Origin of the sequence: Deinococcus humi (genome assembly GCF_014201875.1) — a bacterium.
Classification (GTDB): domain Bacteria; phylum Deinococcota; class Deinococci; order Deinococcales; family Deinococcaceae; genus Deinococcus; species Deinococcus humi.
In genome coordinates, this window is sequence record NZ_JACHFL010000021.1 from 49,385 (window position 1) to 62,408 (window position 13,024).

Annotated in this window: 13 protein-coding genes; 10 read left to right on the plus strand and 3 right to left on the minus strand. The window is 62.3% G+C overall.

What is annotated here, in order from left to right; translation table 11 throughout:
* Positions 1–123 precede the first annotated feature (123 nt).
* The 3 genes from HNQ08_RS23535 (at position 124) to HNQ08_RS23545 (ending at position 1,964) form a co-directional block, all read left to right on the plus strand.
* Positions 124–801: a hypothetical protein gene (locus HNQ08_RS23535; protein WP_184137491.1), complete on the plus strand. Its 678-nt coding sequence runs from the start codon at positions 124–126 to the stop codon at positions 799–801.
* Positions 802–1,209: 408 nt separating this feature from the next.
* Entirely contained in the window at positions 1,210–1,596 is a 387-nt protein-coding gene (locus tag HNQ08_RS23540) for a helix-turn-helix domain-containing protein (RefSeq protein ID WP_184137493.1), read from the plus strand.
* Positions 1,593–1,964 carry a type II toxin-antitoxin system PemK/MazF family toxin gene (locus tag HNQ08_RS23545; protein ID WP_184137495.1) on the plus strand — a complete coding sequence of 124 codons (372 nt, stop codon included), beginning with the start codon at positions 1,593–1,595 and terminating at the stop codon, positions 1,962–1,964. Before HNQ08_RS23540 ends, HNQ08_RS23545 begins: the two co-directional genes overlap by 4 nt.
* On the opposite strand, the gene HNQ08_RS23550 is transcribed toward HNQ08_RS23545, so the two are convergent.
* Positions 1,954–2,526, minus strand: coding sequence for a hypothetical protein (locus HNQ08_RS23550; RefSeq protein WP_184137497.1), 573 nt, complete (start codon positions 2,524–2,526; stop codon positions 1,954–1,956). The genes HNQ08_RS23545 and HNQ08_RS23550 overlap by 11 nt on opposite strands.
* Positions 2,527–2,985: 459 nt before the next feature.
* Here HNQ08_RS23550 and HNQ08_RS23555 point away from each other — a divergent pair, with 459 nt between their 5' ends.
* The 7 genes from HNQ08_RS23555 (at position 2,986) to HNQ08_RS23585 (ending at position 11,459) form a co-directional block, all read left to right on the plus strand.
* On the plus strand, positions 2,986–3,864 hold the full coding sequence (locus HNQ08_RS23555) for a hypothetical protein (protein ID WP_184137499.1): 879 nt from the start codon (positions 2,986–2,988) through the stop codon (positions 3,862–3,864).
* Positions 3,865–4,135: 271 nt separating this feature from the next.
* Entirely contained in the window at positions 4,136–4,405 is a 270-nt protein-coding gene (locus HNQ08_RS23560; RefSeq protein ID WP_184137501.1) for a hypothetical protein, read from the plus strand.
* A 35-nt stretch (positions 4,406–4,440) separates the two neighbouring features.
* Positions 4,441–7,305 carry a phage/plasmid primase, P4 family gene (locus HNQ08_RS23565; RefSeq protein ID WP_184137503.1) on the plus strand — a complete coding sequence of 955 codons (2,865 nt, stop codon included), beginning with the start codon at positions 4,441–4,443 and terminating at the stop codon, positions 7,303–7,305.
* An 851-nt stretch (positions 7,306–8,156) separates the two neighbouring features.
* On the plus strand, positions 8,157–8,468 hold the full coding sequence (locus HNQ08_RS23570) for a helix-turn-helix domain-containing protein (protein WP_184137505.1): 312 nt from the start codon (positions 8,157–8,159) through the stop codon (positions 8,466–8,468).
* 289 nt (positions 8,469–8,757) lie between these two features.
* Complete coding sequence (locus HNQ08_RS23575; RefSeq protein ID WP_184137507.1) at positions 8,758–9,105, plus strand: hypothetical protein; 348 nt, start codon at positions 8,758–8,760, stop codon at positions 9,103–9,105.
* Between the two features lie 361 nt (positions 9,106–9,466).
* The gene (locus HNQ08_RS23580) at positions 9,467–10,726 is read left to right on the plus strand and encodes an HTH domain-containing protein (protein WP_184137509.1); all 1,260 of its coding nucleotides are present in this window, start codon (positions 9,467–9,469) and stop codon (positions 10,724–10,726) included.
* Positions 10,727–11,138: 412 nt separating this feature from the next.
* Entirely contained in the window at positions 11,139–11,459 is a 321-nt protein-coding gene (locus HNQ08_RS23585) for a hypothetical protein (protein WP_184137511.1), read from the plus strand.
* A 217-nt stretch (positions 11,460–11,676) separates the two neighbouring features.
* On the opposite strand, the gene HNQ08_RS23590 is transcribed toward HNQ08_RS23585, so the two are convergent.
* Both HNQ08_RS23590 and HNQ08_RS23595 read right to left on the minus strand, forming a co-directional pair.
* Positions 11,677–11,946, minus strand: coding sequence for a hypothetical protein (locus HNQ08_RS23590; protein WP_184137513.1), 270 nt, complete (start codon positions 11,944–11,946; stop codon positions 11,677–11,679).
* Positions 11,947–12,033: 87 nt separating this feature from the next.
* Entirely contained in the window at positions 12,034–12,480 is a 447-nt protein-coding gene (locus tag HNQ08_RS23595) for a hypothetical protein (RefSeq protein ID WP_184137515.1), read from the minus strand.
* Positions 12,481–13,024: the final 544 nt, after the last annotated feature.

A 13,024-nucleotide genomic window follows, 5' to 3' on the forward strand; every position in this document is an offset into this window, starting at 1 on the left:
CAACGCAATCACGAAAACGCAGTTCTGGGAAACCGTCACCTGAATTCGCCACCAGGATTGAACTTGCAGTGATCCCCATGGACTCCCTGAAAACGCGGCCAGGATTCAACCACAGGAGAGCAGATGCGTGACTTAAACGCCGACCAACTCCAAGCCAACTTGCAGGCATTCAGAGCTGGCCTGTCACCGGACGCCCGCTACGCCTCGTTCGACTATTGCTACAACTACTTCCAGGACTTCCGGGAGCGCGGCCCCCTGAAGACGCTCGCCTGCGAAGAGCATCTTCAAGTCAGTGCATTGCACCTGGGCTTCTACTTAGCGAGTTGGGGCATGTACCGCGGCTCGACCGAATTGCTCCAGCGCAGCGTGCGACATCTCAGTCCGGTCATTGCCTTTATTGCCAACACCCCGAAATCTATATGGGACATCGACGTCGATCACTACACCCCCACCGCAATTGACGAGCTGTTGAACTTGAATGAAACGCTCAAAGAAGCTTTAAAGGGCAACGCGACCGATACGCTGCTGACGAAAATCATGTTGGGTGTCTTTGGCAACGTTCCGGCGTTCGATACGCAGTTCAAGGCAGGCTTCGGGACGTCTAGTCTGGGAAAGAAAGCTCTCGAAGCCGTTGGAGCGTTTGCCAGAGAGCACCACGAGTTTCTGTCGTCCCAACGGATTCACACCCACGATTTTCTGACTGGCGCGCACACCAACCGGCCCTACCCAAAGGCAAAGCTTCTCGACATGATTTTTTTCATTGAAGGCAGTCGAGGTCAGTCTGGACAGTCGAGTAAATGATGTGGACCTGAGCTGGGCATGCGGCCCGCTGCGTCATCGCTCTTAGGTGTTGGGGGGTGCGCCAATCAACCCACGTTGTGTTCCACCAGTCACCTCTCGTCTTCAAATTCCACGGTTTGTGCTGCATGTTTTTCTCTTTGTCTGTCCGAGTCTGCGGGAGATGTGTTCCACAATCCCGCTGACTTCTTGGCACTCGCCAAGTCGGTCCTGGCTGCGCGGCCTGGGACGTAACTTTAGCCATGTCCATCAGCACGTCAGTGTCCTGAGAAGGGGAGATCCCTCTCGCCTATTGAGAGGGGCTACCCGCAACTGGCCGCTGCGCGAACCGCAATGTGTTGCTGCGGCTCTGGCAACTTAAAGCCGTTAGGTTGGTAGGGTCCTCGCCAGTACTGGTAAGATGTTGCCACTATGCGAACCGTTCAGTTCACCCTGAGGCACTACCTAGCCGCTCATGGCCTGAGTGCGTACCGCCTCGCGCAGGCCGCGCGTGGCCGGGTCAGTGAGCGCACCGTCTACGCCTTAGCACGTGGCGAGACCAGCCGCGTGGATCTAGGCACCCTGGGGGCTGTCATGAGCACCCTGGAGGAGTTGACCGGCGAGCCGGTTAGCCCAGCTGATCTGCTGACCGCGGTCACGGTGCCAGGGCCAGACCGCGAGGCGCGGGCATGGCTGGATGGGGACGCCTCTCGCCTAGGCGAGTTCGAGCCGTACGATTGGGGCGGCAGTGATCCGTACACCCTGGGCGAGCCGGTGCGGGTGGGGCCAGACGGCGAACTTGTCATCGGGGGCGAATGACGCCAACCCTAACACTCGGCGCAGTGTTCGTGGCCGACTTTCCTGAGCACGATCCCAGTGGACATGAACAGGAGGGGCCTCGGCCTGCGGTTTTGGTGGGGCTGCCCACGAAGGCTGGGCGCCCCCGTTTCCCAGTGCTGATGCTCGCCCCAGTCACGACGTTCCGGGGGCAGCCCTGGGTGACGGTGGCGCCTGACCTGTATCCCGTGCTGCCGGCGGGGGCCGGCGGACTGCGGGTCTCCAGCGTCGTGCTGACGGACCAGACGCGGGCTCTGGATGCGTCACGGGTGTCGCGCCTCCTGGGTCACCTGACTCCGGAGCAATACGCGCCGGTGCAAGCGGCGGTGCGGCTTATTTTTAGCGCGTAACCCGGACACAATGCTGGACGCTTTGTCCTGTGGAAGGCGCCGGCAGCAGCGGTTCGCCGACTTCGCCGAGGCCGACACCCCGGCACTTCTGCGGGCTTCGACAGCAGCCCGTTGCTGACCTCGTGGGGGCCGCCGCTGGCATACGGCTGAACGTGCGCGGCCTCCAGGACTGGAAGGGTCTTTTCCCAGTCACGGCGCAGCGGCGGCCGTACGCCTCGGTCACCAGGGCACGGAAGGTGCTCTGACCCAGCCGGGGCCGCACGATCTGCGGCGCACCGTAGCGGGGCGTCTCCATGGCCGCTACCGTGGCTGGACGCTCTTCTGCTGAGCTCTGCAACCTGGCCTGTAAACGCTCGGTGACCGCGTCGAACAGCCAGCGGCCCTCCTCTTGCTCGGTGCGATAACCCGTGCCCACCACGATGTTGGACTTGAAGCTCGCCGGAATGGGGATCCACTCTTCCTGAGGCAGGAAAAACGGTTCGGCCAGCATCAGGCAGGTGATGGGCGGGTTGCCCAGCATCGACTCCAGTTCACGGCGGTACTTCGCGATCTTGCGGCGCATCTCAGGCAGGTTGGGCACGCCATTGGCGGTGCCGAACCAGTCCCAGACCAGGCTCAGCGGTAACTGCAGCGCCCGCGCGAAGAAGCCCCGCCGACGATGAAGTGGTGTGGTGCATGCAGCTTGAAGAGGAACAGCTCGCCTTCCCCCAACGCCTGGAAGCCCGTGCCGTTGGGATGCTAGAAGTTCACTTCCTCGCACCCAGCCTACCCAGCGAGGAAATGGAACCACTGGTCATCCGTGACCCCAACGAACAGCCGCATGCCCGGAGTTTAGGTCACCATGCCCGGGGGTGAAGCTGGACTTGCGTCCTGGAGAGAACGTCTGACGGGATACAGTGGGCCTGTCCATGATCGCCTGGCACTTCTCCTCGCATCGCCGCATGCTGCGGGAGTCAGACGATGTCGCAGCTCAACAGGCGCTCCCGCGCCTGGCCTGTTCGTGGGATCGAGGATCCACTTGATGTCCTCGGCCACCCCCAGACCTCCCATGCTGGCCTGGACCCCCTGGCAGCCCCTCCGGCGAAGCTGGCTTGACCGGACTCTCCCATCCAGTCCAGGGCTCTACCGCATCCGGAGTTTTGGCCAGGCCCAGCTCCTGTACATCGGACAGACTGGGCGGGCACTTCACCAGCGCCTGCGGGACCTGCAAGGGGTTTACGGTCCTGAGATGCCTTACCGGGATCCGCACACCGTCGCTCCAGCGCTGTGGGCCCTACGTCAGCTGCACGCTGCAGAATTCGAGGTCTCTGTCGCAGCCGTCGAAGGGACGGCCCCCCACCGCAAGGCGGTGGAAGCCTACGCGATCTCGCAGCACCGCGAGGACTTCGGCGTCTCGCCGGCCCTCAATTTCGGACGCATGCCCAAGGGATACACCATGTCCTCCCAGCGCCGGGAGAGACAGCGGGGACAACCCACCGATCAGGACGACGCCAGCCACCTGGGGAGTGCTCCACCGATGGGCCCGTTGTTAGCAGAGCTTGACGGGTCCTGGGGCGGTCATGCCTGGTCTCCCTGGACGGCGGCAGGGACAGTCGCCTCACAAGTGCCTGCCCAGGCGGTGGGCCTGTACCGGATCCGCTCGGGAGTGACAGGCGCTCTGCTCTACATCGGCCAGGGCCGCCTGCGGGATCGCCTGACCGCGCATGTCGCCAAAGCGCCCTCGCACGTTCAGGGCGCCATCTTCAAGCTGGAACCCGAACTACAGGCGTCCTGGACCGTCATCTTCGACTCGCCGAGGCACCAGCTGTTGGAGCTCGAAAATGACCTGATCGCGTCCTACCTGCTGGTCTCAGGCCAGGTGCCCGCCGCGCAATTTCTGGGAGAGGGCCGGGGCGGCTAGATCAGCGCAAAAGGTGCACGTGTCAGCGGACGCGAAAAGGAGCGCCCTAGCAAGCTGCAGACTAGACAGCCGTCTGTGGCTCATTTTGACCTCTTCTACCCACAATTCTGAATCCAGGTTTTTACCCGCCCAGTCGCATATTTCTCTGTGGGCGTGGCGCTCATTTTGACCATTTCCTGGATCGATTTCACGTCGGAGCTGAGCCAAGTAAATCTTGTCGCGTGAACTCCCGGGCCGGTTTCACCCCGCAAGTGTTCTTACGCTCAGAGGTATGCATACACCGCCTCAAACAGGTACCGTAACGCCCACCCAGACAGTTTGCTCGCCGCAGCGTTTTTCCGAGTCGCCTGGTGCTTCAGCGGCCCACAGTCCCGAGCATCCTCCTCTCGGCGCGGCACTGGACAAGGCCCCAGCTGAACCTCACTTCGCCCACCTCAATCCCTCGCCCGAGCAGCCGCTCAACCGCCTTGAGCCACTGGACTGGATGAAGCTTCTGTATCAGGGCAGTGCCATCCCCGAGGTTGGCTCGAATTTCGCCTGATCCAAAAACAAAACCCTAGGGTTCAACAGAAATGGATGCCTTTTTCCAGCCTCTCGAGCCATCTCGGCGCCATTCAACTCGACGACGTGCAGGGCTGGCAGAAGAGGGGATTTAATGTCTATTACGGCATTTCCCTGCGCATAGCGATGGGGAGATCCGGCGACGCTGGCGTCCATCCCACTCCACTCCTATGGATGGATCTGGATTTGAAAATCGCTCCCACCTATCTGCCTAAAGGGTCAAAGGTAGAGGAGATGACACCCGACGCCCTGCACGTGGCCAAAGTCCAGCTCTACAGCGAGGTGATGCGTCGCTGCGAGGTATTGCAGCTCCCGCCCGTGGCTGTGGTCAACAGTGGACATGGTCTCCAGATCTTGTGGCGGCGGAAAGACTGCACCTCTACAGCCGAAACCGAAGCGTTGAATCACACCCTATACGAACACTTCAAAGATCTGGGGGCGGACCGCAGCACCAAGAACGCGGAGCGCATCCTCAGGCTGCCCGGGAGTTTGAATCTCAAAAATCCTCAGCGGCCCCTGCCCGTAGGAATTTGGCATCTGAATCCTAATCAGGACATCACACGCTCCGCCTTGATGGCGCTGACGCCTGCAGCGGTACAGGCGTCAGTGCAGCCTGTGCTGGCAGCTCCGAGCGTGACTGTGAATTCTATGTCCACTGGGGACACAGCTGGGGCACAGCGCGCTGCCAAGCGCCGCCGCGCCGAAGTGACAGCGGCCGTGCGGAGTGAAGCTGAGAAGGTGGCTACTGCGCCTTCCGGCCAGCGCAACAACTGCTTAAACGTGGCAGCCATGAAACTGGCACGCTTCCTTCCACATGGTGAACTGAGCGAAGCCGAACTGACCCAGACCCTCGTCAAAGCTGCCCAAAAGGCAGGTCTGGACGACGGCGAGATTCTGCCCACCATCCGCAGCGGGATCAAGAAAGGAACTCAGGACCCGGCTGACCCGGAACGTTTTGACCAGGAGGAGCAAGAGAAGCAGGAAAAACGACTCGCAAAGCCAAGCGCGAAACGCCCAGCCCCACAGCAGACGGGACCTGCGAAGGGCGGGCAGCACCAGATGCCGGTCCTGCCCGAGGCTGCGCAACAGGGCGGTCCCATGGAGGGCGGAGAGGAGGGTTCTGCGACAGCGCATATCACGTTGTCCTGTTGCGGTGATTTGCCCCCAGCAGAAGAACTTCCGGACCCAGAGGGCGAGGGCAGCACCTACAGCGATGCCCAGCTGCTGGCGTTGTTGGGCCTCAGTTGGCCGGTGACGGCCATCAACAGCGACAAGGCCCATGCCCACCGGCTGCACGACAACGCGCGGGGTGACTTGGCCTTCGTGCCCGAGTTGGGCGGTTACGTGGCCTGGAACGGGCAGCAGTGGCTGAGCGGCGGCAAACATGGAGCAGGTCAGGTGAGGGCGCGGCAGTTCGCACAAGACTTGGGCATCAGCATGAAATGGGAAATCGAACGCCTGCTGACGCTGTACGGCATAGCGGACCTGGCCACCAAACGTCTGGCCGCTGAACACGGCGTGGATGCCCGCGAAGTGAAAGTCATGGAGCGTCGCGCAGACGCCCTCCTCAAGGCATACAACATGCATATTCGCGCGGCCAAGGCCACGGAAGCCGACAAACGTCAACAGGCCATTCTTAACAGTGCCCAAACGTTGCATGTCAAAGACGTATGCGACTTCGAATCGCGCCCATGGGTGATTGGCTTTCCGAATGGCACCTGGGAGCGGGGCGAGTTCCGCCCAGCCCGCCGAGACGATCACCTGTTGACCCTGGCAGCCGTCCCGTACCTGAAAGATGCAGACCAGAGCGAATTTAAGGAGGTCCTCTACCGGATCACAGGTGGGGATGAAGACTTCGCACACACGCTGCAAGACGCGTGTGGCTACGCGATGAGCGGCGCGTCCAGCCAACGTGTGGTGCCCTGGCTCTATGGCGGACCTGGCACGGGGAAAAGCACCGTGGCTGAACTGATCGCCACGGTGCTCGGGGAAAAGGCGGTCACACTCGATCCCAAGCACCTCGCAGCCAACGCGAGCCGTGAGCGCTTGGGCGCAAGCATCTACAACAAAAGCGTCGTGGTCTGCGCAGAAGCGGGGAATGCGGGGCTGGACGCCGAGACGCTGAAAACCTTAAGCGGGGGTGACCGGCTCAGCGTGCGCATGTTGTACGCCGAAGCATTTACGGCGCGCCCCTCCCACGCCCTTTTCATGGTGGCCAACGATCCACCACGGGTAGACGCTTACGACGACGCACTCAAAGCTCGCGTACTGGCAATGCCTTTCTGCCATCCACTGAATGTGGGGGGGCCACTGCTGAAGGGCAAGCGCTTAGAAGAGGTTCGCCAGGACCCCACCAGCGCCCTAGTTCAGGGGTTCGTTGCCTGGGCCATTGAGGGCGCAGAGCGGGTGTACCGAACCGGGAAGATCCACAGGGCCGCAGTCTGTCAGGAGGCGACCCGGGCCTTTTGGAACGATGTGGACCCGCTGCGTGACTTTTGGCCAAGCCTCACCCAGGAGGAGCTGAGGTGCGGGATCAGCGTGAGTGCCATGCGGCGCGCGTACGACACTTGGTGCCAGGAGAGCGGCGTCAAGCCCCTGGGAGTCCAGAAGTTCAACCGCGCCTGCAAGTCGGTAGGTCTCGACAGTTACAGCAACGGCAAGGAACGCGGCTGGCGACTGGTCAAGCCTGCCGACTTCCCCGGCGAGGTCACTCCAGACGAGATTGAGCTGACCACTTTGACAACTTTGACGGCTCCTTCTCAAAACCCTTCTCTTTCTCTCTCGCAAAGAGGAGAAAAGGCAGAAGTTTCAAAAAATGGCTCTGAAAGTGTCAAAGTGGTCAGTTGTCCCTCTACAGGCTGGCAAGGGGCAGACGTATGACGCTGGCCCGCCTGTGCGCTCAACTTGACCAGCACGGCTTGGTGCTGACCCTAACGCCAGAAGGCAGGCTCCGCCCCACAGCGAATCATCCCCCACCGGATGAGCTGCTGGTGGCGATTCGGGCCCACCGTGCCCTGCTGGTCCGCCGGCTTGAACGCGGCCAGCATCCTGATGGACGTTTGAACACGGGCGCACTGGAAGGCCAACCTGGGCGCTGCGTGAGCTGCAGCCGGTGGCAGGGGCCGGACGCCTACGGGGATGGCCTGTGCGTACTGGGACGGGGCGCGCACGGCTGGTTAGATGGGAATCCAGACGCGCCTGTCATGACAGGGGCGTTGCATGACTGTGCGGCTCACAACGGCCAGGGCTGGCAAGCTGGTCAGTCTCGGGGCCCTCTTGCCAGGCCAAACTCAGGCAGCCCGTCACAGGACCTGATGCGAGCTTCTCCGGTCGCTGACCAAGCCTCCTTCGCATCCGACAGTCAGCGCCTCACAAGGCCCACGTTCCAGCGTTAAATTTCGTCGGCACACTTACCGCTTAACTTCCCCATTTCGGCGAGACAGCCTCCCCGGATTGCTTCCGGAACTGGATCTCCTGTGCTCTTTCCCAGTTCAAGACTTCGCTTGGCCAATCCAGGGTCTTCGCCATGGTTTTTGCCCACCAGGACGACTGATCTTCATTACCCTCCCACAGGGGAAGACCTAGTACCTCTTCCCCGTTGGGAAGACCCATGGCCTTTCCCAACCGGATTGAGTGAAGTCATACACTCTCGTTTTTACCCTTTTATCAGTCCTCGTCCCTGCCAGCCTCTCGCCCGATTTTCACCCCGCACTGGGAATTACGGTGGAGGCATGACACGTTCAACGAACATCCCCAGCCATCTTCGCCCCCACACCGCTCGCACGGCCAAGCCTCGGCCTGCCGAAGCCACAGACGAATCCAAGAGCAAGATCGTCTGCGTCCTGAGTGAGGTGATGGGCCGGCACCGCATCAACCAGACTGCCCTGGCTCAGGCGAGTGGCTTGCGTCCGGCCACCATCCACGCCCTATACCATGACCGCACCACTTCGGTGACCTGGGACGTGCTCGCGCGCCTGCTAGTGGGCCTGCAAACCCTCACCAACGAGGCCTACGAGATAGGCGACGTCTTCAGGCTCCGATGAACACTCTGGAATACGGTCCTGCAGACACGGCGGGCAGGGGAGAGGCTGGCGGAAGTGTGCCACGCCTGGACGGCAGGATAATCCGTTCTCCAGATGGACGGCACGCTGACCAGCAGCACGTCCGTGGCCGGTACACTTACTGGTGGTCCGTCATTCTTCGGCATACTTACGCATGTCCCCCTGATCAACGGCATGTCAATTCTCGACACACTGACCGGCGCTCCGTTAATTGTAGGCACACTCACCGGTGTGACCTCACTGGACGGCACACTTCTATCCAGGGGCAGCTGTGAGCCGTGGCCCGGGCATCATCATGCGGGCAGCACTGTGGGTCGTCCAACAGACTGGAGAGCTGATCGAAAGTCAAGAGGTGGCGCGGCAGGTCTTCGGTTACGCCACCATTGCGGACGTCCCACTCAGTCAGGCAGCCAGCGTGCGCCGGGCCCTGCGCGCCCTGGTGAGACGGGGCGAGATCGAAGAACTGGGCCGGGATTGGGAAGGCGGACGGCGCAAGTGGGGGACGCACGAGGAAGCGAACAAGAAACGGGCCCGCAGCGCCCAGGTCTGGGCGTTTATCGCCAGGCGTGAGGCGCAATACCAGGCGGAGCTCGATACGAAATTGGAGGGCGGGCGCTGAAAAGGCGGCCTGCGAAAAGGCCAGGGAATCCCTGGCCTTTTTCAAATCTGTCTGCGCAAGTCCAGCTTAAGCGGCCCGTTCCTCTGCGATGCCGCCCTGGACGCACTCCAGCAGTATGGGCATTGAAAATCAAAGGTGGATTGAAAGGCAGGCAGTGGTTTAAGTGCGCCTGTTTAGCGTCCAGGAGGTGAGATCCGCGTAAGAGGGCCCCTCTTAGGCTCCGTCGTGAACTCCTGCCAATCAGCCTGCATCCTTCAGCAGGGCCTGGCTGGGGCAGGCGTACGCATGACGCCCTGGCCGACTGTGCGCTCCATTCAGCATCCTGGCACCACTGTTTTTCCCTCCTCTCCCTGGAGTCACCATGACCAGTCCCATGACCCTGCTCGCCGCCGCACAACACGTCCTGAATCAGTCCGGTGCGCCGCTGCACACTGGTGAACTCACCCGTCAGATGTTGGACGGCGGCCTGTGGACCACCCAGGGCCGGACACCTGAGGCCTCGGTGTACTCGGCGCTGTTCATGAGCCTCAAGCGGCACGGTCTGTCATCGCCCTTCGTTCAGACGGCGCCTTCAACCTTCGGCCTGCGGCCTATTTCGAACGTGATAGTGGTCCCTGCGGCTGTGGCCCAACAGGACCAGGAGACCGCTCCAAGCGAGGATCTCGCGCCTGTTCCGGTCACAAAGACCTTCCTGGATGCGGCGGAAGCCGTGCTGGCCAGCCTGCCCCCGGGCCAGCCGATGCGCATCCGCGAGCTGACCGAAACCGCCCTCAGCGAGGGACTGCTCGTCACCCAGGGCCTGACGCCGGTGGCCACCATGTCCGCGCAGCTGTATCAGGACATCCGCCGCCGCGCCATGCGTGGACAGCCTATGCGCTTCGAGCGCCATCAGAACGGCTTTGTGTCTCTCCATGGCGGAAGTGGGCAGGCCCAGACCGGAACACCAGACCTTGCCGCAGAACAGAGCACACCGCTGCAGACAGTCCTGCTGGCCCGGCTGCGCGCCATTGACCCCCGCGACCTCGAACTGCTGGTGGAGAAACTGCTGGCCGCCCGCGGGTACGTCACTGTCCAAGTCACCGCCTACAGCAACGACGGCGGCATTGACCTGCGGGCCGAGTACACCGACGGACTGATGCCGGAGCGGATCGCGGTGCAGGTTAAACGGCAGCAGGCCAACGTCGGACGTCCAGCGATTCAGAGCTTGCGGGGCAGCCTGGCTACGCATGAGCGCGGCCTGTTCGTCACCACCAGCAGCTTCACGACAGGGGCCAGGGAAGAAGCCATGCGACTCACCGCCGCCCCGATTGGCCTGCTGGCCGGCGAGGCCCTCGCGGGGCTGCTGATCGAGCACCGCATTGGGGTCCATGAAGTGGATGGGGAGCTGCGCCTGCGGGACAACCTCTTGGAGGACCCTTTCACTGAACCCAGGCTGGACGCAGAAGACCCCCATCTGTCACCGCTGCTCCGCGACCGCGTGGCCGCCGGGATGTGTGTTTCGGCGATCAACGAGAAGGGTGGCGACGCCAATCTTTGGGAGATCGACGATGAAGTGGAACTGCGGTTGTCCATGGAGGCCATGGCGGAGCTGCGGGTCAGGCCCGGGATGGCCACGGAGTGAAGGAGGACCAGTAAGTGACGCTGCCCCATTCGTCTTCGAGGGTTCCCGAGCCTCCTCGCCATGACGCTGCAAACCTGAAGAGGGGAGAGGGCCTGGCATTGACCACTGCTCCTCTTTCCTGCCGTGCACCACGCATCCACAGCCGCGCGAGGACTCGAAGCTGAGACTCGGGTCAGCTTGGCTGATCGAAGGCGGCGATGAGGCGCACAAGGCCCTCTTAATGACGGAGCCAGGCGTCCTCGTCCTCGCCTTTCTTGGTTGGCCAGTTGAGGTCTTTGTCTGTAGCAGGAAAGCAAGTGCGGCTGGCCCTTCCATCCGTCATGTCGGAAGACTGCAGTCAGCAACCAGGCAGAAGGCCCCAATTCAGGCATGGGGGATTGCGTTCCCCTCACGCTTTTAGGAGAGTGACCCTATGACGATTCACATTCGTGCCGTCTCTGATATCTCGGCAGTTGGCCAAGGCAACCGCCTCCTGATGCTCCAGGAGGACATCACGGGCGTCTGCTACACGGTGCGCGACCAGCTGGGCACCCAGAACCTGTACGACCTCACGCCCGCCACGCCGTTTGACCAGCCCTTCGAAATCGACGGCGCGGTCGTGCAGCCATGGGACAGCTTGGTGGCCAAGGCCCACTGGCGGGCCCTCGATGAGGGGCCGTGCCCGCTGCCGGAGCTGACCCCCGAAGCGGCGCGGGCAGCGATCGAGCGCTACGCGCGGGAACACTGGCTGTAAATCTTAAAAGCCGTACGGCAGCCCTGCATCCTCCAGGAGAGTGCGGGAGAAGTCGAGCACACGCCCCCTGGGCGGTTTCATTTAGCTAGGAGACAAGATGAATGAAGTTGAGAGTCTGGAATTGAGGGCAATCCTTAATGGCCTGCGCGGGGACCCCACATCGCTCGATGCTGAGAGCGAAGATCCCGTTTAAGACACCACAGGGTCAGGGTCGAGCTCAGGCGAACGCAACCAGCGCGGCGCGCATCCGGACGATGGCGTCGTCGTGCGCCCGCCAGGCGGCCTCATTCTTGCCTTCGAGCATGTGCGTAGAGCTCTTACCTTCGGCGCGGGCTTCCCTAAGGGCGGCCTCTTCAGCGGCGCGCCGTTCCCCGAAACCGGACATGGGGGTATCTGTAGTTGTTACCCGGCCCATCACAGACGCGTTGCGGCGCACTGGCCGTGGGTGAACCCAGGGTGACATTGGAGTGAACCCATAACGGTTCATTCCACCACCAGGAGGAGCCGCTCAACCGGGCCACCTTCAGAATCCTGCCTCCGTCCCGGGATCACGCCCCGGAACGCCTGTACAACGTCAGGAAAGGGATAGGGCGTTCAACAGAGCATGGAAGCGTTCCTTTCCCGCGCGGGCCCGTGCACGGCGGGCGATCCGGCGCTCCCGCGGAGACAGCAATCCCTCCTGGAGAGCCTGGTGGGCCTGGGCACGTCGATCGTTGATGCGCTGGAGGAGCTCACTTGCCCGCAGTGATTCGGGCTCAGATGCGAAGCTTTCCGCGGCAGAATTTTCAACAGCGCACAGGCCCTGACGTGCCAACGCCTCATCCCGGTCGCACGCCTGCATTTCCTGCTCGTAGTGCGCGAGGAGGCCCGCTGGAGAGCGACGATAACGCTGCTCTTCGATCCGCATCAGGTGAAGACGCTTGCGTTCCTGCAGGTGTTCCGCGGACCACTTGTCCAGGTCAAGGGATCGTCCCCAAGGATCGGTCAGCCCCACTGCGGCCTGCCGGGCCGCCGCAACCATCCGCGGTCTGTTCTCCTGCCAGCGTGCTCTGGCCATGGCCGTTTCCGATTCAGCAGCTCGACCTCCCAAGAGGGGACGCAGTCGCCCCATCTCCCCCTGTGGGGGCCACGCGGCAACTGGAACAAAGACAGCTGGGAGGGGCAGAGCACGCTGCGGGTCGTCGTGGGTATACCAGTTCGTGAACGAGAGACCCAAGACCCCGTTGCGCTCTTCCCGGGCCGCCCAAGCACTGTTGGACCCACATCCCCCATGGCCACACGAACAGGTCGCGGCCCGCACCACCTGAGTCCCGTCCGCCTCCTCCACATCTTCAGGCTGGACCTCAAAATAGGCGTCTTCTGGAGAAGGAGACGGATCACGCAGTCCAGCTGGATTCGCCGCCTGGGCCCTACGGAGCATGGCCCAGGCGAACGACGCAAACGGGAGACCGGCTACGGCCAACTGTGGAAGCCAGGCTGCCTGGGGCACGTCAGCCAGGTTGTCGTCAGGCTCCCAGTGGGGATGCGTGGTCTGCGTGAGATAGAGGAAACCAATCAGGGCTTCA